The organism is Bradyrhizobium sp. Rc2d, assembly GCF_900099855.1.
Lineage (GTDB): Bacteria > Pseudomonadota > Alphaproteobacteria > Rhizobiales > Xanthobacteraceae > Bradyrhizobium.
Map to the genome: position 1 here is coordinate 121,170 of NZ_FNCU01000009.1, position 20,879 is coordinate 142,048.

17 protein-coding genes and 3 pseudogenes are annotated in these 20,879 nt (G+C 57.5%); 9 read left to right on the forward strand and 11 right to left on the reverse strand.

Translation table 11 applies throughout. The annotated features are described in order from the left end of the window. Window positions 1-171 precede the first annotated feature (171 nt). Window positions 172-462 (forward strand): hypothetical protein, encoded by a 291-nt coding sequence (locus BLV07_RS14110; protein WP_143035414.1) that lies wholly within the window; start codon window positions 172-174, stop codon window positions 460-462. Between the two features lie 298 nt (window positions 463-760). Here the strand turns inward: BLV07_RS14110 and BLV07_RS48780 are convergent, their stop codons facing one another. Together BLV07_RS48780 and BLV07_RS48785 are read right to left on the reverse strand one after the other, a co-directional pair. Continuing rightward, on the reverse strand, window positions 761-1,033 hold the full coding sequence (locus BLV07_RS48780; RefSeq protein ID WP_244551101.1) for a Crp/Fnr family transcriptional regulator: 273 nt from the start codon (window positions 1,031-1,033) through the stop codon (window positions 761-763). 26 nt (window positions 1,034-1,059) lie between these two features. Further along, entirely contained in the window at window positions 1,060-1,377 is a 318-nt protein-coding gene (locus BLV07_RS48785) for a Crp/Fnr family transcriptional regulator (RefSeq protein ID WP_244551102.1), read from the reverse strand. A gap of 560 nt (window positions 1,378-1,937) precedes the next feature. On the opposite strand from BLV07_RS48785, the pseudogene BLV07_RS14120 reads away from it, so the two are divergent. The 4 genes and pseudogenes from BLV07_RS14120 to BLV07_RS14135 all read left to right on the forward strand — a co-directional run bounded on the left by BLV07_RS14120 (window position 1,938) and on the right by BLV07_RS14135 (window position 7,313). Beyond that, window positions 1,938-3,329, forward strand: a pseudogene (locus BLV07_RS14120) (ABC transporter substrate-binding protein). A 3-nt stretch (window positions 3,330-3,332) separates the two neighbouring features. Continuing rightward, window positions 3,333-4,125, forward strand: a pseudogene (locus BLV07_RS14125) (ABC transporter permease). 161 nt (window positions 4,126-4,286) lie between these two features. Then, window positions 4,287-4,802 (forward strand): annotated as a pseudogene (locus BLV07_RS50335) (ABC transporter ATP-binding protein); the annotation flags it as partial. A 2,001-nt stretch (window positions 4,803-6,803) separates the two neighbouring features. Next, on the forward strand, window positions 6,804-7,313 hold the full coding sequence (locus BLV07_RS14135; protein WP_143035415.1) for a hypothetical protein: 510 nt from the start codon (window positions 6,804-6,806) through the stop codon (window positions 7,311-7,313). Window positions 7,314-7,727: 414 nt separating this feature from the next. On the opposite strand, the gene BLV07_RS46170 is transcribed toward BLV07_RS14135, so the two are convergent. The 5 genes from BLV07_RS46170 to BLV07_RS48790 all read right to left on the reverse strand — a co-directional run bounded on the left by BLV07_RS46170 (window position 7,728) and on the right by BLV07_RS48790 (window position 10,283). Beyond that, a complete protein-coding gene (locus BLV07_RS46170) occupies window positions 7,728-7,928 on the reverse strand; it encodes a hypothetical protein (RefSeq protein ID WP_143035416.1) in 201 nt (66 codons plus the stop codon). 212 nt (window positions 7,929-8,140) lie between these two features. Next, window positions 8,141-8,752 carry a hypothetical protein gene (locus tag BLV07_RS14140; RefSeq protein WP_091886316.1) on the reverse strand — a complete coding sequence of 204 codons (612 nt, stop codon included), beginning with the start codon at window positions 8,750-8,752 and terminating at the stop codon, window positions 8,141-8,143. Then, window positions 8,749-9,357, reverse strand: a complete 609-nt coding sequence (locus BLV07_RS14145) for a hypothetical protein (protein ID WP_091886318.1) — start codon at window positions 9,355-9,357, stop codon at window positions 8,749-8,751. The genes BLV07_RS14140 and BLV07_RS14145 overlap by 4 nt, the downstream gene beginning before the upstream one ends. Before the next feature lie 268 nt (window positions 9,358-9,625). Next, a complete protein-coding gene (locus tag BLV07_RS14150; protein ID WP_091886320.1) occupies window positions 9,626-9,907 on the reverse strand; it encodes a hypothetical protein in 282 nt (93 codons plus the stop codon). A 154-nt stretch (window positions 9,908-10,061) separates the two neighbouring features. Beyond that, entirely contained in the window at window positions 10,062-10,283 is a 222-nt protein-coding gene (locus BLV07_RS48790; RefSeq protein WP_244551103.1) for a hypothetical protein, read from the reverse strand. 432 nt (window positions 10,284-10,715) lie between these two features. On the opposite strand from BLV07_RS48790, the gene BLV07_RS46175 reads away from it, so the two are divergent. Beyond that, on the forward strand, window positions 10,716-11,402 hold the full coding sequence (locus tag BLV07_RS46175) for a hypothetical protein (RefSeq protein WP_143035417.1): 687 nt from the start codon (window positions 10,716-10,718) through the stop codon (window positions 11,400-11,402). Further along, a complete protein-coding gene (locus tag BLV07_RS48795; protein ID WP_244551104.1) occupies window positions 11,287-11,523 on the forward strand; it encodes an SAM domain-containing protein in 237 nt (78 codons plus the stop codon). The genes BLV07_RS46175 and BLV07_RS48795 overlap by 116 nt, the downstream gene beginning before the upstream one ends. A gap of 283 nt (window positions 11,524-11,806) precedes the next feature. Here the strand turns inward: BLV07_RS48795 and BLV07_RS47500 are convergent, their stop codons facing one another. Next, entirely contained in the window at window positions 11,807-13,615 is a 1,809-nt protein-coding gene (locus BLV07_RS47500) for a hypothetical protein (protein WP_176945525.1), read from the reverse strand. Window positions 13,616-13,938: 323 nt separating this feature from the next. After that, the gene (locus tag BLV07_RS14180) at window positions 13,939-15,342 is read right to left on the reverse strand and encodes a carbohydrate porin (RefSeq protein WP_143035418.1); all 1,404 of its coding nucleotides are present in this window, start codon (window positions 15,340-15,342) and stop codon (window positions 13,939-13,941) included. A 355-nt stretch (window positions 15,343-15,697) separates the two neighbouring features. On the opposite strand from BLV07_RS14180, the gene BLV07_RS47505 reads away from it, so the two are divergent. Together BLV07_RS47505 and BLV07_RS14195 are read left to right on the forward strand one after the other, a co-directional pair. Then, window positions 15,698-16,030, forward strand: coding sequence for a hypothetical protein (locus BLV07_RS47505; RefSeq protein ID WP_091886334.1), 333 nt, complete (start codon window positions 15,698-15,700; stop codon window positions 16,028-16,030). Between the two features lie 615 nt (window positions 16,031-16,645). Beyond that, window positions 16,646-17,068 carry a hypothetical protein gene (locus tag BLV07_RS14195; RefSeq protein ID WP_244551105.1) on the forward strand — a complete coding sequence of 141 codons (423 nt, stop codon included), beginning with the start codon at window positions 16,646-16,648 and terminating at the stop codon, window positions 17,066-17,068. A gap of 564 nt (window positions 17,069-17,632) precedes the next feature. On the opposite strand, the gene hemN is transcribed toward BLV07_RS14195, so the two are convergent. Together hemN and BLV07_RS14210 are read right to left on the reverse strand one after the other, a co-directional pair. Then, window positions 17,633-18,970 carry an oxygen-independent coproporphyrinogen III oxidase gene (gene hemN, locus BLV07_RS14200; RefSeq protein ID WP_091886338.1) on the reverse strand — a complete coding sequence of 446 codons (1,338 nt, stop codon included), beginning with the start codon at window positions 18,968-18,970 and terminating at the stop codon, window positions 17,633-17,635. Between the two features lie 1,145 nt (window positions 18,971-20,115). After that, window positions 20,116-20,832: a sulfite exporter TauE/SafE family protein gene (locus BLV07_RS14210; RefSeq protein ID WP_091886345.1), complete on the reverse strand. Its 717-nt coding sequence runs from the start codon at window positions 20,830-20,832 to the stop codon at window positions 20,116-20,118. Between the last annotated feature and the right edge of the window lie 47 nt (window positions 20,833-20,879).

Genomic DNA, 20,879 nt, shown 5'->3' on the forward strand with positions numbered 1-20,879 from the left:
GATTTTCTGTTGAAAGGGAGCATTCCGATCGTGATCTCAGTACTGCGTTTTAGTTGCGAGCACCAGGAAGCAACTAGCCCACAGCGGGCCTGTGCTCCTACATAGACGCCATCGGTCCGGTCGGTTGAAATGCGTCGAAGAAGGGCATCGAAATGAAGAATTTCACCGTCAATGCGCGGATCAATGCATCAATTTGGATCCAAGAGGATCGCCGCCAAAACGCTGGTGGCGCTGACTTGGCGGGCGGGCTCGGATGCGGGCTTGCGCAAGGAGCACGACCCGACTCTGGTGCACCACATATATGATCTCCACGAAACCGGCTGGCACTACGATACGGCTAAAGTCGCCGCACTCACGCATGACGTGATAGAGGCGGATGCGCAATCGCAGGATATGCGGAATCCCAGCGCGAAATGGTTCATGATGACAAGCCGGATTGCGACACAGCGGTGGGATCGCTGAATTCATGGCGCGATAAACTCGCGAAACTGTCTTTTTGATTTAACAGAACCCGAAATGGCCCGCTTCATCGCCTGCACGGAGGTGCCAAGCGATCCATGTATCAGAGGGATCCGCCAACCGAGGGCAACTGATGATTGCTTAGAACCATCCAAGCGCAGTCGCGCATTCGCCGCGCGATACACGGCCGCGCTTAGAGATCGGCGATCCAGCCGGTCGCGACGCGCAAGTCGCACGTGCGCGATAACGATCAGATGTGCACAAGCCGTGAGCTGGTCGCTGGGAGAGATCGGGGCGCGAGCTAATCCTTGAACAGAATTCTCTCGAGCAGATCGAACCGTCTGATACGGATAACACTGCCCTCGATGCTGATGATGTGCTTGGTCTGAAAGCGCTTGAGCATCATCGTTACCCATTGGCGCGTGGAGCCGACCATGACAGCGATCTGGTCGTGGGTCACCTTCCGGTTGATGATGACCGTGTTGGCCTCGGCGGTTCCGTACAGTTCCGCTAGGTTCAATAGATATTGCGCCAGCCGTTCGATCACGGAGCGCGTGCCCAGCATCTGCGCCATCGAGGAGTAACACTTGCCCTTGGCGATCAGCCCGTGATTATCGCCAGTGCGAAAGGTGGGATTTGCACCAGGAGCTTCTGCAGTGTGACGCGGGACATTGCAATGATCTCGCAGTCCTCAATGGCCATGCCGGACCACATGTGCACACCACAGCCTGAGATCTCGGGTCCTCCAATGAAATGTCCAGGCGTCCAGTAGGCGAGGGTGATCTCGCGGCCGGACGGAGCAGAGTAATAGACCCGAACCTGCCCACGCCTGATGATGAAGATCCCGTCGTGGTGTTCGCCCTGGTTGAACACCATCTCGCCCTGTGGAACGAAAATGGCGCGGCCCGCAGCTTGCACTTGCGCCCTTTCGATGGCCGACAGGCGGTCAAGAAGTGCGCCCCGACGTTAAGCTCGTCGGTATTCTCGCTCATGAACAGCGCAGAGTCGCCGGCCTTCACGCGGCAAGCGGACGTGGCGGCGGGCCGCCGCTTGGTGAGCCAGTCAAGCTGAAGCGCAGCGCCCGTTCGCGCGATCAGGCGCTCGGTCTCGGCTTCGGGAGCGTCCTTGAGTGTGGTCATTGCCATGGTTCGCATTGCTGTTCGTAACCAGCTAAGGCGGGGGCACACACAAAGTCCACTTTTTTGATTGGACCAAAACGCACTTAGCAAAGTGATGCGCAAAACGCGTTGGTGCGGGAACGATTCATCTTTCCATAGTGCCGCAGCGAGAAAATCATTTGAGGCGTCCCCGTCCGCTCATTGCGACGGAGTTGAGAACGTCGCGGGTGGAGCCGGCGGCAACGCAAGTAATTGCTTCGCCATACGCCTCATCGGCTCGATAGTTCGTGAGCTGGGCACCGTCTGCCCCGCCATGAGCAATCGAGAGACAGACCAATGATCCCGTTCGACGTTGTGAGGATGACCGCCGCTGTCGCCGCAGCAGTGATTGGCCTGATGGGCATATCGCGTGCGGAAACAATTCGCGTTGCGGTCGGAACGCAAGACACCACGATCAACTGCGCAACGGGCGGACTTCTGACTCGGGAGTTGAAACTCCTCGAGAAATTCCTGTCGCGCGAGGGCAAGTACAAGGACGTCAGCTACCGCATTCAGTGGAAGACTTTCACGAGCGGGGCGCCGCTGACCAACGAGATGGTGGCGGGAAACCTTGATTTCGGGGCTTGGCGGATTTCCGGGGTTCGCTGAATGGTGTCGCGTTCCAGAAAGCCGGTCGACGCAGCCTGTTCATCAGCGTGCTGTCCGGCAGCACCAAGGGAAGCGGTAACGGCATCGTTGTTGCCGTGGGTTCGGCGGTACAGTCGATCGCCGACCTCAAAGGCAAGACCATTTCCGTCCCCTTAGCCTCGACCTCGCACGGCATGCTGTTGCGCGCCATCGAGGCCCAGGGCTGGAATCCGCAAACGGATGTGAACATCATAACGCAGGCGCCTGAAGTCGCAGGGCCTGCCTTGCAGGCCAACAAGATCGAAGCGCATGCCGATTTCGTGCCGTTCGCCGAGCTGTTCCCCTGGCGCGGCTTCGCGCGCAAGATTTTTGACGGCTCCCAGGCCTATACGCCGACCCTGCATGGAGCGTTGGTCGATGCAAATTACGCCGACAAATACCCGGAGATCGTCGTTGTCTTTCTGCGCGCGGGAGGCCGATCGCCTGATTGCGGAAGAGCCTGAGAAATACAGCGAGCTGATCGCAAAAGTGACCGGCATTGAGGCCGAAGTGGCCTATCTGTTTCACGGGCCACTCGGCTTGCAGACCCGCGACGTGACTTGGAAGCCGGAATACCGCCAGGCGGTGGCGACTTCGATAAGGACCTTGAAGCTGCTCAAGCGCGCCGACACCGATCTCGACATCAATCAGTTCGTAACGGACAAGCACATCCGGGCCGCCCTCTCGCAGGCCGGACGTGACTACGATGCCGAGCTGAAGAACTATGGCCATTTACCGTTGCGCGCGAACGACGCGGTCACCGGCGCGCCGATCTCCGATTTCGGTCGCGTTGCGCAGATCTGGATGAAGGACGAGCCAAAGGTGCATCACTACGGCTCGCCGGAGAATGCATTAAGTGCCTTGGCTGCTCTGGAGAAGGAAGGCAAGGCGGTTCGGGTCGTCTATGCGCAGGATCGCGAGAGCAGTATCAAGCTGTTCGCCAACCAGGCCTGCTTCGTGCGCTCACCCAAGGGTCAGTTCAGTGCATTCCTGCTCAAGGAGGGCGCGGAGAGGTGGTCGAAGGCGCATGGCGGCGCGGTCGTGGACTATGCCGGCGCGCGAGACTCTCTCGTCGCGAGCCGCTAGGTCATGGCCGGTATCCGCAACAAGGATCGGCTGCCCGGGGGTCGGTGGCTGGTCCGCGGCTTCTCGGTCGCCACCTGTGTCGCGCTATGGCAGCTTGCTTCGGTACTGCACCTGAACCTGGGAGTGGTGACGTTCCGTAATGTACCGCCACCGACCGAGGTGGTGCAGTCCGCCCTCCTGCTGCTGAAATCACCCAAGCTGCTGGCGCATATCAGCGCCAGTCTGTGGCGGGTCTTTGCCGGCTATGGCGCCGCTGCGCTGCTGGCCATTGCCTTCGGCTTCGCGATCGGCCGCTCGAAAGCCGCAAGCGATCTACTATTGCTGCCGCTGGAATTGCTGCGCCCGATCCCGGCCGTGGCGTGGATCCCACTGTCGATCCTGATCTTCCCGTCGTCGGAATTGTCGATGATCTTCATCACCTTCATCGGCGCAGTGTTTCCGATCATCCTCAATACAGTACACGGCGTCGCCAATGTCGACCGCCGGCTGGTGGCGTCCGCGCGAAGCCTCGGAGCGACGTCGCGCGCCATCCTGATCGAGATCGTGCTTCCAGGCGCTGCGCCGAGCATCGTCACCGGACTTGCTATCGGCATGGGAACATCATGGTTCGGCAGAAATGATCTCCGGCCAATTTGGCATAGGATACTACGCATGGGAGGCCTATACCCTGCAGAACTACGCCGACATCATCGTGGGGATGCTGATTATCGGTCTCCTCGGGATGGGCAGCAGCTGGCTGCTGACGATATTGGGGCAACATTCCATGCCGTGGCGACGGCCTGCGGTCGTACGATAAACATCCGCGTCTCCCAGAGCGCGGCGCAGGGTGTCGGCCGCATCGACGTCAGCCATATCTCGATTTCGCTCGACGAGGGGGCAGATGCGTTCGAGGCGGTCAGCGACCTCGATTTCAAAGTGACGCCGGGCGAATTGATCTGCGTGCTCGGACCGTCCGGCTGCGGCAAGTCGACATTGCTGGGCGCGCTCGCCGGTGATTTAGAGATCACGCAGGGCCGCCTGGCCATAGACGATCTACCGATCCAGGGACCGAGCCCGGATCGCGGCATTGTCTTCCAGCAGCACACTTTGTTCCCATGGAAGCGGGTGCGGGACAACGTCGCCTTCGGTCCGAAGATGCGCGGCATCGGCACGGCCGAGCGGCACCTCGCAGCCGACAAACTCCTGAAACTCGTCGGTCTGGCTGGTTTTGAGAACTTCTATCCGTCTCAGCTCTCGGGTGGAATGCAACAACGAGTCGAGATCGCGCGGGTGCTCATCAACCGGCCGCGTGTGCTGTTGATGGACGAGCCGTTCGGGGCACTGGATGCGCAGACGCGCAGCATGATGCAGAAAGTGCTACTCGACATCTGGACGAAGATCCCAACCACCACCGTCTTCGTGACCCACGATATCGATGAGGCGCTATTCCTCGCCGACCGCATCATCGTCATGAGCACGAGGCCGGGCGGGTGATCGACGATATCCGCCTCCCGTTTGTCCGGCCGCGGCAACCTGATTTGGTGACGGAAGGCGAGTTCGTCCGCCTCAAGCGCCACGTGCTCCATCTGTTGCGCCAGCCGAACGGGACGATGCCGCTACGCCGGCTGAGCCCACTTGGTATGCCGATAGAGTAGCGCGTTACTCGGCCCTTCATCCGACCGAGATTCCACGTTGATTCATAACTGCATCATATGATGGATGTTCTCTGAGAGCATCGGATCCGAGACGCGCCGGTTTCAATTCGAGCCGCGGATCTCCGAAGCAGTTGTTCGGGGTTTTGCTTATCTTCAGCTGTCTTGCGATCGGTGGGGAAGACAAGCGTCTATTCGCTATTCAAAAGCAAGTCCAAGGATAGCCGCCACATCCATGATCGAAGCCAACGGTCGCCGGAGAGTTCGCGCGATCCCGGCAATCCCCGATCAATCAATCCTCGTAGCTTGTATCTCTCAACTGCGGTCCAAGGGCGGTTGCTGCTGTTGCGCGCACGCCGCGCTGTATTCCTCTCTTTTGCGTCCTTTTGAGGCGCAATTTGACTCTGCATGACCGCTCCATCTGTTCTGGTGATGGAGCCATACTGGTTGGATGCGAGTCAAGAACGACAAGACTTAACGTGTCCCATTGATTGGTACGATACGTACCAAGTACACAATCTTCATCATCGCGCAGCACAAACCCCGTCCGAGATGAACTTGCAGAGACTGATATCTTCGCGCGACGAAAAATAGTTCGTCTTGGACTCGCGCGTCAGAAAGATCTCTGAGGATTGCTCATCAGGAGATGATGCCGACCGGGACCCTTATGATGTGTAACAACATCTTCGACCAGGTGAGTGAGCTAGTCATGCAGAACTTGTCGTTGACCCGTTCGTGTCCTTGCGCTGTTCCAGCCTGACTTGAACTCTTTTTCGGAGGACAGGTGATATCTGGCCCGCGTCACCATTGCGGAATTCAGAACGGCAACCTTCAGAGAAAATAGAGAAGCCCAGCGATGGCGCTCCAGAAAATCATGGCGTGGACTATGGATTGTGGTGATCTCATTCGCTGGACGGTTCTTCCTGTGCCGAATGCCGTTGTGACCCGTACAAGCATGTCATCTGGCGATACGATCAAATGAAGTGCAGGGTAACGCCGCAGGGCATATAGTTATTTGTCAAATTCCAGAGAAATGCAGCTGACTGGGACGATGGCGAAAGTCAGCGCCATCGCCGATTTGCGAAATGTTTTCACCACCTGAGTGCCAGCCCCAATAAGAGAGCTATATCCTTTGCAAACACGATGCTAAACGGCGTTTCGCGGCCGTCATCCGCCGTCTTTCTGCTGAATTAATGTGGGCGAGGCCAGATCTCAACCTCGCCGGCGGCCAGCGCCGTTTTGTATATCAGGCTGGCACTGCACTAAGTCTAATGTATCGCGTATGAGTGCGCTGATTCGTTCTACGTATCTCAGGTAATCGGCGGTCACTGATTTCCCCTGAGCTACATGTATCTGACCTCCAGACTCTCAAGCTGATGTCGCGACCGCGCTAAGTGCCTTATCAAGAGAGAACCTGGTTACGGAGCCATCCTGAAATCGCACTCCAAAACATTTCGTTGTGTATCCTTTTGCCCTCTCATGAGTGGCATAGAATGCAGCGGGCGCCGCTGGCACTGGCCAGTTCGTTCTTTTGCAATACTCTTCATATAGATGCTTCAATGCTTGGAACTGGCCGGCGGGGACATCTGCGTCCAGAGGGGCGTCCTTTAGCATTGCGCCGAAGTAGGACTTGGCCGAGGAAATGCTGTCGAATTCGAGGTTTGGACCCAGGTCGATTGCTTTGCGAGCCATGAAAGGTTTCCAGTAGGGGATTGAGAAGTGCCGTCCACAACTATAGACTGTACTAGGCAACGGCTACCAAGAACTGCCAATGTAGCAGTGTCGTTCTACCGTGCATAGACGTGCTAAAATGCTCGATCAGCGAATCAGGGAGCGTTGCTTAATGTTTTTGAAGATTGGAAGGGACTACATCAACACGGCGCAGATTCGACGCATCCGTCCATTCATAAAGGAAAATGATGCTGGACATTATGTCTCGGTCGAGATGCTTGATGGCGAAAAGATCGAAGGTCACTGCCACGAAGACAGTATTGCAGCGCTCACGCGACACTATCTGCCGGCACCTGCTGGATTCGAGGTTACAAGCTGGGCTGACAATCCTGACAAGCATCAACCGATCGGAGCGCTATTGAAGGAGACGCTGGTCGGCTTCGCTTACGATGGCTTTGATGAGTTGTGTCCGGTCACCGTCGAATCCGGTGTGGTGGAATCACCTTACAATTTGAAATTTCCAAATGGGCGTGTCCGGGCGTCTTGGGGCCAGGAGTTCGAGTCCGAAGCCAAGATGATGGAGGCTGCCCAGAAGCGATTGGGGTGGCCTGCCACCGCAACTTCACGAAATTCGGGGAACGCCTCTCGTGAACCTGAGCGGTGGACGGAGGAATCCGGATAGGACTGGGCCACCCCGCGTCAGGCGCACTTTTCATCAATTCTCGCGCGGAAGCTTCGCTAATGCTCTACACGACGTGATTTCGATGCACCAAGCGCAGATCGGTTCGCCTTCGCCAAGTGGCGGCGCGAGAACCGCAATACTGGCAAGTACTTTTCTTCGCGGTGATCACAGCGAACTCTTCCGCGTAAGACTGAGTGGGTATAGCACTTGCGGCTACAATTTCGACCTCATACCAAAAAAACCAGCGGCCTCCCACATCGGCGCGGCGCAAACGGGCAGCCCATTTCGACCTCCTTCCGTAGCAGCCGACTTTGACAAGGGCTCTTCGATGTGTTCGGTGGAGCAGGATCGGTCCGCCGGCGGAGAGCCAATTCCAACACTGTGTAGCCGGCCAGTTCTGCGAGGCCTGTGAACTCATACACGAACCAGGAATAGACGATGCATTGCGGGCAGTACTGAATTCGCGCCTATCTCTTCCGGTAGCGCATCAGAGAACTGGGTCGGCTCGATCATCGCCTGCAGATCGGCAATAGTCATCGAGCGGGCCCCACTCACGTCTGCCAGATTGCGAAACCGAGTATCGGGCTGATGGATCGATGAAATGGATTTAAGCATGCTCCCTCCATCGGCACGTCGTTACGGCGTGAACCGCCTTTTGCGGCGGCCCAATTGGAATCGGCTGCCATCCGACGCAGAATACTCGAATGGCCATCGAAACCGAAATTGAAACCCATATTGCCGCTATCGAAGAGGTTTTAGGGGTTGCATGTCGAAAGCCCGAAGTTCCCTCTCAACTTCGGACTGCCCGTGCCTCACGCTCTATTGTGCTAGAGCGTACCTTTTTCGCGAGATCGCTTCGACGCCTCGAAATCTCGCCGAAAGGTTTTGTACTCGTAGATCAAGCGCCATGTTGCCGTAGAGCTATCACTGGCCGTGAGGCCGAGTTGAATGAAAAGGTTGGAAGTCTCGAAGTTCGTAAACCACCTGGATTGACCGCCGCGTATACCTGCAACGAAGTAACCCGATTGAGCGTATATCGATTCACCGAGCCTGTGAACTTGAGTGCCTTTTCCGTATTTGTCGGACAGTAGACTTGCTAGCTCAGTGTAGCGAGCGACCGCCGCACTACCTGTCGGGTCCTCGCCGAACGGACGGCTGGTTATAAGGACACGCCAAAGCTTGTCGTTAAATCCAAATGACAACAGAGCGGCGCTCTGGTCGGCTAGCGCCTTCTCCATTTTCGATGCGAGGTAGCTCTTTCCGAAGTCGGTTCCTTCAATTTCCTTGAGTTCAATCCCTTTAGCTCGGACCTCGGCGGAGGAGCTTCCCCAAACGAGACCAATCGGGGCGTCTGTTGCCGACACTTGCGCTTGTGCGAGCGAGGTGACGCATGATGCTATCAGTGTCGCGGCGGAGAACAGGCTCAGAGCATACTTCATAATGCGTCACGATCCTTTACGACCTTGCCCGGTGGTTGAGCAAGCTTGTTGGAATTCTCTCTAAGATTCGGGAGCGGCATTGGGATTCCATGCTTCGCAGAGTAAAATTTCAACCGGAGTTGCGATACGCTTAATTCGTCAGTTTCTGCCTTTAGAAGAGACATCGCTTGAACCAACCCTCCGGAGTACCTGGCGGCCTCAAGCTTAGAGGCCGCGGCTTTTTTCTCTGCCTGCGATATCTCTTCAATGATCATGTTGAGTTCTTGGTCGGATGCGCCATGAACCGGCCGGCCGTCCAGCCTATAATCCAGCGCGATACGTCTGATGTAAGAAACTCGTTTTTGGTCGAGCATGGCCAGCGTATTGCGCGCGATTGCTAGCCGAACCTCGATTAGAGATTTAAGGAGTCCCGGTCCGTATTTTTCACTCTCCGTTTGCGTGGCCGATATCTGTGCGGCGAGAGCGGCCCTGTCTCGATCGATTTCGATTGTTGAGACCTGTGTCTCTTGAAGTACGACCCCGAGAGTGGCGCTCAAGACGACGCTTACGATTGTCAAAACGGCTATTAAGAATTTTTGCACGTTTGCCCCGGGGTCGCAGATCATCCCGCAACTTATGGGAGTACACAATAAAAAAGGCAACAGGTTCGACTTTGGTCGGGGTGTTCTCTTCCCGTGTAGCGCGCATTCATAATCGCATCGCGACCGCTCTACCGAAAACTGCTACAGAATACTGCGACAGCGTTCGATGTTACCGATTCTAGCTACGTATTTGAGGTAGACCGCTGAAACCTTTTCAACGTATTCGGTGAGTGTCTCTTCCTGGCCCGTCTGCTCTTCGACGCCGTAGTCCCGCTGCCAATAGTAGGGCGGGCTACGAAACCACGCAATCGATCGAATTGTCGGCGAGCTTCGAAACGCCGGCGAGTGCGCCGTCGTTGCTGACGATCCGGGGCGTGGATTGTTCGAAGTACCCGTAGCTCGCGCTGACCAAGCTGTCCGGATCTACCAAGGAGAGACGCCGCTCCACTTCGGCCTTCGCATCCTTGGCGGGCGGACGGGGACGCGCGACCGCTCCCTTGGTGGCGGCAGACTCCCGCTTCCGAACGACGTTAAACGTTGATTGCCATATTGCCAGCCCCTTCGAAGGCATCATTCGCCGGCGACTCGGTCCGATCAAGCGGAAATAGGGCTAGCTCCGATTCCAGCGGCAAAATTTGGTCCGGTATGGTCAATTTCCACATCCTTCGCGACGAGCGAAGGGAATCCTAACTCGTAGGGTGGCAAGTCTCACGCGGCAGCTTTGCCAGTCAGTCGATTTTCGGGTGTATCTGGAAGTTGTTCTCGGCCTCCTGGATCGAGAACCGCATAGGTTGATCGGCCCGATCCGGAGCCTTCGCCCAAAGGTAGGCCGACCCTTCGTCGAGCACGATGGATTCAACGGCAAATCCCGCGCGCTTAACTAGGGACGCGAGATCGTCGGGCGGGATGAGACCATAGAAAGAATGGCCCCTCAGGGAGTCCATGAGCAAGCCGTTTCCATAAGGCTGACAATTGGGAAGTTTCTGCATCCTCGTGAAATCAGAATTGCGGTAGAGGGGCACAAATAGGCAAGTGCCGCGTGGCTTCAGCTTGGATCTCATCAAACGATGCCAAGCCTCACGTTCGGAGAGGAAATTACCGACAGGACGTTTATGCAGAAGCCGCTGACCTTGCCCCCTGGACTTAATCCAGATTGAAGTTCGCTCTGGCCCATATTAGGACCAGAGCAGGAGCCGTCCAAGAGCACAGCCGCGTCAGAGGACAGTACCCGCTCCTATAGAACATCACGCGAGATTCTCGCGTGCCGCACAACTTTCTTCGCACATCACTCATACTCGCGCTAACCATTAGCTGATTTGTGGCTGTCGCGGTCAACTTCTCGCTTGCAGCCCAGTCCATCCTTTACAGCGAATTAAGCTGAGTTGGATTTAATGCCGCCTGGGCAGGAAGGTTGGGTCTCGGGGACGCGTGATGGGTGCTGCCAAGAAGCAAGCCGTGGAATTGACGGCGAGGATGTTCCAGGACGTAACAATCCTGCGGCGCAAGTGGCAGGCTGCCTCAAGCCTGGCGACAATCTTCCCAGCTATGAGGACGTGCTGCTGGGCGGCCTCGGGCGACTCGCCGATCACATCGTTCTGCTCAAGTGTGACAACGACGCATTTGTTGTTTCGCGCACCGGTCGCTATGCGCAGAAGTGGCTGCGCGATACGCGCTGGGACATTCCGATGGACGCGCTGCGCGCCGATTGCGCGAGCGTCCTCAGGGAAGCAGCCTCGAACGCGCTTGCAAACAGCCATCCCCATCCCGCGGCCGCTCATTGCATGAGCGACGGTATCGTGCGGATCTATGACGTGCTGGCGCTACCGACTTTCTCACGCTGGGGCGGCATGCTGGTCGGCACCTACGTCAATCAGCGTGCTGCCGAATACAATCTGCTCGATGCGATCTATTCCAAGACGGATGACGCTCTAATTTCGCTCTCGACCATTCGCGATGCGACCGGACAGCCCGGCATTCCGCGAGAACGAGATCGACGAGTTTGTCCTCCCCTACTTGACGGCGGAGGACTTGAAGGATCTTGGCGTCGCAATTGTCGGGCATCGCCGTAAGCTGCTCAACGCCATCGCCACCTTGCGGGCCGAAGCGGATGCAACAGTGCCGCTATCCGACGCGCCTTTGGCGACCGACAAAGCCGCGGGGACACCGCCGAACGCCGCCACGTCACTGTAATGTTCTCGGACCTCGTCGGTTCGACGGCGCTCTCCGCACGTATGGACCCGGAGGACCTACACGAGATCATTTCGGCCTATCAGAGATGCGTCGCTGACACTGTCAGGCGCTTGGGGGCTTCGTCGCGAAATACATGGGCAACGGGTGCCCGTTTTCTTTGGCTACCCTGCAGCACTTGCCCAAGCTCGCTCCTGAGAACTCTGCTCTGCTCGAATGCGATGTGCCCTTGCACGAAAGCGGACGGGGCGGGTTGATCATCTCGCCCTTCCTAAACCTCCTCTGCTTATTCATCATCAAGCAGTCGCTGAAGCTCCCCTGGAGGGAACTGCTCTGGGTCTAAAGTAAATTCTTCTGGATCAATGGAGACCGAAGGGGCGAAGTGATCGTCCCGTGGTCCGTGAAGCGCATCATGCAAGTCCTTTTCCAGTTGCTGAAGCTCCTCTGGAGGAACGGAGACTGACGAGGGGCTGGGTTGATCATCGAGATGATCCAGTACTCGCCGAAGATCTGCCTGAGGGCGCTGCTCCGAATCGAATGCGACTTGCTCCTGGATGAAAGCCGATGGGGCGGGTTGATCATCTCGCCCCTCGGCAAGCTCCTGTGCGTCTTCATCCTCGAGCAGTCGCCGAAACTCCCCTGGAGAGAACTGCTCTGATTCAATGGTAAACTCTTCTGGATCAAGGGAAAACGAGGGGCCAGGGGGATCCTCCCATTGCCGGTGAAGCTCGTCACGCAAGTCCTTTTCCAGCTGCTGCAGCTCCTCTGAAGGGAGGGAAACCGGCAAAGGGATGGTTTGGTCATCAAGATGATCAAGGACGCGCTGAAGCTGATCCTGAGGAAGCTGCTCTGGATCGAACGCGACCTGTCCTTCGAGGAGAGCCGACGGGACGGGTTGATCATCCTGCCCCTCCTGATGCTCCTCTTGCCGATTAGCTTCGTGCGACGCACGGTGCTGCGCAGCGGCGCCGTCCGTGCGTGTCGGTTCCGTCAGTAAAGCGCCTTCGGGATTGATGAGAGCCACGTTCTGGGGGGAAGGATTGAGCTTAGCGCGAGTGCGCCCTGGACGCACGATGGGCACGGCGACCCCCGTCGACCGAAAGGTCCGCAGATGCTCCAATGCGATAATGAGTTTTTTGCTGTTAGCGTCTCCGCTGAACTCGTGCACGTCACCGCCATCGGTCAGCGACTTGCCGTCCAGCCGAGCAACAATGCTTGGTTTGCTTTTTGCGAAGAGCGAACGGCTAAAGGCAATAAGAGAACTTGCATGCTGCTTCGCCGTAGCGGCGGCCATCCCGCCCTCAATGAGGGCCTCCTCAAGCCTGAAGATATCGCGAGCATCCTCGGGATAAAGAGGCCGCTTGTCCCACTGCCCCCGGATTATGACGCCCATTGAGGCGACCGGCATTGCTCCGCCACTTTCTCCTGAAGCGGCGCCTGCGCTCGGTTGCCGATATACCATAACCTCTTCCAGATCGTTCAGCGTCCTCTGTCTCTTCGCTGCTCTCGATTGAGTTGTGTCATGCTCATGATTGATGAGAACCTCCTCGCTTGGCAGGAGATTGCTCCGGGCACGTGCATCCATCGGCTCGTCCGGGGATTGCTGGCCATCGTTAGATGCGTCTTTCGCTGAGGGGAGCGCGCGCGGTCGCCGGCGAGAAACTAAATGGCCGGAATCATGATACGCACGAAGAACGCTTACTCCTGTCTTCATGAGAGCGTCTTTCGGAAAGTAAGTATCTTGGTGATTAACCAGGGACTGGTGGTCCGCTAGATCAGTCGTTTGGCCACGGGCGCGAAGATCATTCGCCAGTCGACGAAGTGCCTGAGTATAAAGTTTGACCGTGTGCGGTTGTAGGTTTTTCCGAGCCACATATTGAGCAATCGCCCTGTCGATAAGGTCCCGTTCTTCTGTAGATAGATGGGGATAGGGGCCCCCACCGCCGACGGGAGCGGGATCGGCCTGCCTTGCCTCGGCCAAGTGCTGCTCAAAGCCATCTTGTCCGGCCTGGCTCGTCTGCGGCTCTTGCGAGACGGTGTGCTGCACCTGCGACCAAGCTGGTACATTAAATGGGTCAAAATGTTGCGGGTCCACTAACCTCACCTCCAGGAATTACCTGAACGGGTCTCCGTAGTCGGGCAAGCTGTCGAGAACCTGACGTGGCTATGGTTCCGTACGGGGAGTTATTCCAACCTCGGAAATGACGGCGCCCGGGACCAGCCTCTCCTCAACAATCCGCCCGATCCTCCCTGGAGAACTAACGACATGCTTTTGCGTAATCTCTTCCAGCTGGCGTCCCATCACATCCGACTTAACGGGCTCCTCTAGCGCAGATCCAGGCCGATCCCTTCAAAGAGATCGCGAAGCTCTGGTCCCATGCGTCACGAGAAGGTGGGGCAGAAAGGCGCATGCGATGATCAGAAGAATATCAATGTAGACACCAACAGATTGAGCGCGTGTTCCGTTTGGGGCGTGTGTGTGATGCTTGTCGGGTTATGAATGTATGACAGTCCAACGCTTGCATATATCCCCGGAGCGAGATGCGCGGTGTATGTTCCCGTGATCGCTGTAGTATCGCGGTGCGCAAGCTGACCTTTGGCCAGAGCAGCATCCACTGCAAGCTTGCTCCAGGCCGTGTTGGTCGCAACGAGAGCAATCAGATCACTGGGCCGACTATCAAAAGGTCCCTTCGCATAGAGACGAAGCTCGTAATACCGGCTGATCCTGTTGACGTCAGCTGGAGCTCCCATGACGGAGAATCCGCCATAGATGCCGCGAGACGGCGACCCAAGGGCGTCACTCTGCCAGAGCTGCCTGTCCGCAGCGATGTAGTGAAAATTATTCCCGCTCTCCCTTTGTTGCTCGGGATCGGCCAAATTCTTGTAGCGGCTGCTGTTGAAACCAACGCCCGCCCGCAGCCACGTATCGAGTACGCCGGGAGCAGCCTTGCTCTTGTAGCCGGCTTCGTCAACGAGAAGGATGCCTGCATTTGCCGTGCTCCAGTTCAAGCCGGTGGGATTCTCCGTTATCTGGGCATAGGGACCATCTGGACTGATTGAGCGCTGGACGGAGACCTTGTTGTACAAGCGATCGTCAAAATTGTACTTCAGGTTGACCGCGGGCGTGGGCGCAGCATTGGTGCTCATCCCTGCCTGGAACAAGGCAGACATATTCGATCCTGTAATCCCTCCGAACAATGTGCCGGTGAACTCATTTTGGTTTCTGAGGTAGCCAAGTTTGAGTTCTAGTGTCCTGTCGAAGAAAGTCTGGTAGTAGGCGAGCGTATTGATTCCCACTCGATCTGGCCCCGGGCGATCCCACGTCCAGTATTGCTGCTCGGCTCCTACGACAATCTGTCCGTCGGCAATGCCAAACCGGCTGAGATCGTAGGTGACGATCATGAAGTTTGCCGACGCGAAGGTCGGATTCTGGCCCATATAGAGCTGGTTTGCGATAGTGCTTCTGGCTGCATTCGGCAGCTGGTTGTTTGCAAAGCTGTTGTGTGTCCAGCCGATGTAGCCGATGCCGACATCTGCCAGCGCCGATCTAACGCCGTCCTTGTCCTGACCAATCGTGTCCGCAGGGCCAGGTATGTTGAGCCACAACCCTCTTTCACGCAGATTGTCGTACCTTGCGAAGGGATCGATCGTCTTTTGCGGTCTCGTCTGAGCAGCCCTGTCCGCATTGCCGCGCTTCTGGAAAGGCACTCCGGGACCTGCTGCTGGCGCCGGGGCAGGAAGGCGGATTGCCTGACGGATCAGTTCGATCGGGAGCTTTGCGGCCCGATCGGAAGCCTTTCGTCTTTTGCTGGCCTGATCCACAGGGTGGCTACTAGGATCAAGCCCGCTCGCGGTTTGTGCCAGTACGGAATTGCCGACCAGACAAGCCGCTAGCGAAAGTGCGATAACAAGCCCACGTCGCCTTCCCCTTGGTCTAAAATTGAAAGAAAGTGCTGCCGTAGCCGAGTATGTCCGAGGCGAGGTCGTCGCAAGAAAGCAATCACGCATGACGCACTTCGGGTCCATGTCTGCCGGCAATGAATAGATTGCTCTGCGGCCTGATTGGCCCATAGTGAGCTCCCGGCGTTTTCGCGTCCGAGGGCGAGGGAACGAGCCAGAACTCGATCTATCCGAAGAGAACCACTCAGGCTTCCCAAACCTCTCAGCTCGCGGCGCGATGATGATCTGGTCCGAAACTTTGCTTGTGCATGACGCCGGTGCGCCGAGAGCCAGCGGCGAGCGCTGGCCCGGCAAAATGCTCACGACGAGCGCGCGCGGCCTCGCTGTCCTGGCCACCAAAACATTGCGAATGTCCACCTTGCTCACTGTGAGTCAGGCGAGTCTGGCGGTGCCGCGCATCTGCATCGAAGGCGGCTTTCTCGACGAAACGGCAGCTACTAGAAAGCAAGGCTCGCCGGGCAAGAGGCCTGGCTTCACGAAGCGCTTCATTGGTATCGTTGTCACCGACAGACGAGACAATCGCCAGGCTCGAAGGCCGAAGAGCCTTTGAATTTGCGCGCGCGGCAACCACACCACAACGTCCAACGTGATGGCCCAGGAGACCGGAGGAATCAGCCATCGAGCAGCTTTGGCGGGTATCGGCGAGCAGTTGCTGGCTCCGTCAGCGCCGTTGGCGCGGCAAAATCTGTCTTGCATCCGAACCCTTGACGTGCGCGGCGCTCGTTGGTCAACGCTTGCCACGTGCCCGTCATCTCGAACAACTGCCGGAATTGGTAGGTGATCAGGTGCAATGGTTGCCGGTGCAATCGGCCATTGCGGCTCGGCCGATCAGCCGTGGCGCTTACGTGGCGCGTCCCGGATGAAGTTGCTGGTCTGGGCAAGGCGTGAGGCGGGGCTCCATCGAACACACTGTAGGAATCAGTGGACGGTTTGCATTCGTGCCGGGGCAACTAAGAAAATCTGCAAGGTTCTTCTGAATGATGAGAAAATGCTGCGCCATCGCCGGCGAAGATGAGAACCATGGCTCGCTGGTGACGCTATCATGGAGAACGCGCAAATTGTCGCGTTGCGTTGCTCAAGAAGTAGCGTTTCATAGGAGTAGGGGCAGCCGATCGGGAAGCTCGCCAAGATTGATTATTGTCGACGCTGGCAGCTCCTGGAGCGCGTGAGCATCGCAGGCTGTCGCGTCGACAAAATAAGCCTGCTGGAATGGGATGTTGAGCGAGGGACAATGGACTTGATTGATCAAGCGGCCGCGTCAGACTTGCGGGCGCTCTTGCACGGGCCGTCAAGACGGATTCTCCCCGTTTTGGTGCTCCCGCTTGTCCTCGTTGGCTCGTGTGCTGCTGGCGCCTGGCTTTGGGCTAACCTTGAAGAGTTTGTCGAGACGCCGGAAGCCCGGGACGTCGCTTCAACGATGAGCCTGTCACTGGAGGACAGGGCATCCCTGTTCGAGATAAAGTGGGCACAGCAGAAAGCTGGCGATGAGATCGTAGAACTCAACCGCCAGATCGATGCCCAGCGGGATGACCTCAAAGGGATTCTGGATCAGATCACCGTGCTGACTTCGCGGATCGATTCGCTGTAGAGTGTAACACCTGTCCCTTCTGCTGCTCCCGTGCCTCCTTTGTCGCCAGCCCAGGCTGCTTCAAGCGTCGCCAGGAAGCGCTTCGGGCGGTCCAAACCACAGGGACCTGTTTCCGTCGGAGGCGCGCCAGTGATCGCAGGACCGAAGACAGACGAGCCTTGAGGTCTGAGACCGCTGCGGCGTAGTCGAGTCTCCAACTGTGCTCAAGGAGGTGGACCGTAGCTCACAAAGCTGCCTGCGGCCGTAAAATACCCGAAACTTGTGCGGGCCCCGGCGTCTCGAGCGGCGTGTCGCTGATGCCGTCACCATCATCCAGAGCACTCCAGCGGAGGTGGGGCAGAGCCCTTTCCGCATGATCGAGGCGTGGCCCTGAACGGCGGAGTCCGCTGCACCTCTGCTTTAGATCAGCTCCCTTTTAATCAGCCCTCGCCAGTCTTGAGACCATATGTGAAAGGTCGTGTCATCACACCGCCGCTGCATCCTCGAAATCTGGCCTGTCTGCCCGAGGCGCTTTCGCTCCCTGGCGAAGAGCTTAGAGTTTTGGGATCTGCTCACATGCGTGGTTTAGTTAAGAGGGATACGGTCGAGACAAGTGTCGAATGCGGCAGCAACAGCGCGAATGACGAACCGGTGCTCCTGCTTGACGCGAATGAATCCCTCTTCAATGTCCACTATCCCGTCTTCGGCAAGCATTCCCAGGCGGTCGGCCGAATCGAGAAGAGGAATCGGATCAAATCCGTGAGCAGCACAGATCGCTGGTACGTCGGCCTGCAAATCGCACATCAGACGCTCGATGATTGCGGCACGGAGGCGATCTTCGGCGGTGAGACAGTAGCCTTTCGAGGTTGCCAGACGACCAGCCTGAATGTGTTGGTGATAGCAAGCGGTTGCGATCTCGTTCTGGACGTAACCGTCACGCAGACGGCCGATGGCTGACGGACCTAAGCCGATCACGGTTTTGCAGGTATCAGCCGAATAACCCAGGGAGTTGCGGCGCAGCTGACCGGCTTTCTGCGCCAGCGCGAGCTCGTCGTCGGGCAGGGCGAAATGGTCGAGCCCGATCTGGCGGTAGCCGGCCGAGACCAGCGTATCTGCAATGGCCGCGGCTTGCTCAGCGCGGGCGACATTGTCCGGCAGCGCCGTCTCATCGATCTGGCGCTGACGTTTCATATAGGAGGGGACGTGCGCATAGCCGAAAACCGCAAGCCGGTCTGGTCGCATGGCCAGAGCCGTCCGCGCGGAGTCCACGCAGGACCGCACCGTCTGATGCGGCAGTCCGAAGAGAAGGTCGAAATTGATGCGGCTTATCCCATGCTGGCGAAGACTTTCGACGACAGAAGCCGTCTGCACCTCGCTTTGGACGCGGTTGACCGCCCTTTGAACCACGGGGTCGAAGCTCTGCACGCCGATGCTCGCGCGACTAACCCCGGCTGCTTGTAACGTTTCGACCATCTCGGCCGTGAACGCACGCGGGTCGATTTCTATGGCGATGGTAGCTGATTTGCTGAACGCGAAGCAGTGGCGCAGGAGTTCCATCAAGGCCAGGAAATCGGTCGGCGCAATGGTGGTCGGCGTCCCGCCGCCGAAATGCACGTCGCTCACCGGCAGAGCGCGCGGCGCTTGCTCTGCGACCAAGCGTATCTCATCCTGCACCGCCGCCAAATAATTGCGGATCGGTCGCTCGCTCCGAGTGAGGCTTGTAGGGAAGCCGCAATACCAGCAGATCGAGCGGCAGAACGGAACGTGGAGGTAGAGCGATACGGGTTCGTCGGGCGGCAGCCGCCTCAACCATGTCTCACAAGTCTTGGCACCGACCATCGCGGAGAAATCCGGTACGGTTGGGTAGATGGTGTACCAAGGCAGGCGAGCATCGCAATACTTGTTCAGGAGGGAGGTCTGCAAGGCTTAACGTTCCCATGCTCAAACAGCATGAAACTGACCGATGCCCTCTCTTGTGTCTTTGCGTTATGTCAAACGCGCCTAACTGTTGCTGAGATCTGGTCCCGCTCTCGATGTCACTGCCAACGCGGCTTATGGGCCGGGAGTGAGGGTGGGAGTGAAAGCCGCTCATTGGCGATTATCTGGATGCTTGTGGGTAGAATGAACTTCTCTTACGAGCACGGCCCAAGCGGCTAAACGTCCACCGACCAGCCTGCGCGCAGTGTCAATCATTCATCCGAGGGCGCGTCGCTTCTGGATTCCCTGACATGCAGCCTTTGCGACGAAGACAGGGATCTAAAGGCATCACCACGAGCCGGGCGGGCTGTCCCTGGACTTTCAAGCTGGTTTTCCGTGGAAAAACCGATGTGGATGCTCGCAGCATTCGACCGATGCCTCCTGTCCAAGGCCGGCGTGTCATGGGAAAATACGTTGCTTGCTAGATGAAGAGCGCCAACTGCGCGATCGTACAACGTGACGCTACGTGCGATTCAAGTCCCTTGGGGGCAGCTCACCAAAACATTTTTGAATTTCAAGTATAAAATGCATGAGCCTCAATTCCGCCACGCTGCTTGTCTCATTGCCCGCAAGCATCATCACGGATGTACTGATGATGTTGGGGCGGGCCCGGCGCACTTTCAACCCCCCGGCAAAGTGCGTCGGGGCGCCTTGGTTCGGCGGTGTCTCGTTCCGGCTCCAATGCAGCTCACCAACTCAAAACAACTTGCAGGCCCTGCTTATAGCGAAGGCGAGGGCCGGCCAGATACTCACGCGTGACACTATCTGCGATACTTTCTGTTCTGCTTCAGCACTTGATATCTTTTTTTAACATCGCCTTTGCAGCTACCGGTCGCCGCCAGAGCGCGCATAATTATGCCGTTGGCCCCTCATTGGCGTCGTATCAATCCGATGCACGTGCAGCTCTCACTGTTTCTCATAGACCGCCTGGTGAGGCGTCGATCATCCCGTCACAAGGAATCGTTCTCACGCGGCGACCTGGAGGCCATCTATGCAGAAGCCGGCTGGGAGAGCTTGCGCCGGATCATTACTAGATTCGCGCCCTGACATTCCGCGCTTACCAACCCCACAAAAGACGGGACTTCAGGCTTTCAAGCGCGAACCAATTGGATGCCGGCAACGAGCAGAACCGCCACGAGGATGAACCTGATAGCTGTCTGGCTCAACCATTTCAGGCCGATAACCGTTCCTGCGACGGCACCCGCCAGCGCGGAGATTGCGTAAAGCGCCAAATCCGAGGACGGAAATTGACCGGTGAAAAGAGCTCCGACGAAGCCGACTGTGGAATTAGCCAGGATAAAAGGGGGTGATAGCGCGGCGGTCTGCTTAGGTGATGCCCAATTCAGTGCGATGAGCGTCGGGGCCAGGAACACTCCGCCGCCCACGCCGGTCAGGCCGGAAACCAGGCCGAGGACCGCGCCAATGCTCACGCTTGCCCGGAGCGGAGTTTCGCAAATGCGATCGACGGCTCGTCCGCGCCGCATGATCATCACGGCGCTCGCCAGAAGAAGGACGATCCCGGTCAATGTTTTGTAAATGTGTTCTTCGAGGACAATCAAGCCACCGGCAAGCGCCGCTGGCATCGATGAAAGCAGAAGCGGGCGCAGGATTATCCAGTCTACGACTTTGTTGCGGTTGAAGAGCCACGTAGAATAAGTCGCGACAACAATGTTGAGACCAAGCGCCGCCGGGCGCATCTCTGTCGATGGCATACCAGAGAAAGCCATTAGCGACAGGAATGCAGTGCCACCCGCCTGGCCAACGGTCGCATAGAGCAGTGAGATGATTGCGAAGAGCAGAGAAACCATGCTTCACCGATCTTGGCGAAGTTCTTCGCCTTGGTTGCACCAACCGC

Bases quoted from the DNA above. Each gene is read 5' to 3' on its own strand.
- BLV07_RS48780 (WP_244551101.1), bottom strand. From the start codon at position 1,033: ATGGCGCAGATGCTGGGCACGCGCTCCGTGATCGAACGGCTGGCGCAA.
- BLV07_RS14210 (WP_091886345.1), bottom strand. From the start codon at position 20,832: ATGGTTTCTCTGCTCTTCGCAATCATCTCACTGCTCTATGCGACCGTT.
- BLV07_RS14135 (WP_143035415.1), top strand. From the start codon at position 6,804: ATGTTTTTGAAGATTGGAAGGGACTACATCAACACGGCGCAGATTCGA.
- BLV07_RS47505 (WP_091886334.1), top strand. From the start codon at position 15,698: ATGATGATCTGGTCCGAAACTTTGCTTGTGCATGACGCCGGTGCGCCG.
- BLV07_RS14140 (WP_091886316.1), bottom strand. From the start codon at position 8,752: ATGAAGTATGCTCTGAGCCTGTTCTCCGCCGCGACACTGATAGCATCA.
- BLV07_RS14145 (WP_091886318.1), bottom strand. From the start codon at position 9,357: ATGATCTGCGACCCCGGGGCAAACGTGCAAAAATTCTTAATAGCCGTT.
- BLV07_RS46170 (WP_143035416.1), bottom strand. From the start codon at position 7,928: ATGCTTAAATCCATTTCATCGATCCATCAGCCCGATACTCGGTTTCGC.
- BLV07_RS48795 (WP_244551104.1), top strand. From the start codon at position 11,287: ATGCGACCGGACAGCCCGGCATTCCGCGAGAACGAGATCGACGAGTTT.
- BLV07_RS14150 (WP_091886320.1), bottom strand. From the start codon at position 9,907: ATGATGCCTTCGAAGGGGCTGGCAATATGGCAATCAACGTTTAACGTC.
- BLV07_RS14110 (WP_143035414.1), top strand. From the start codon at position 172: ATGCGCGGATCAATGCATCAATTTGGATCCAAGAGGATCGCCGCCAAA.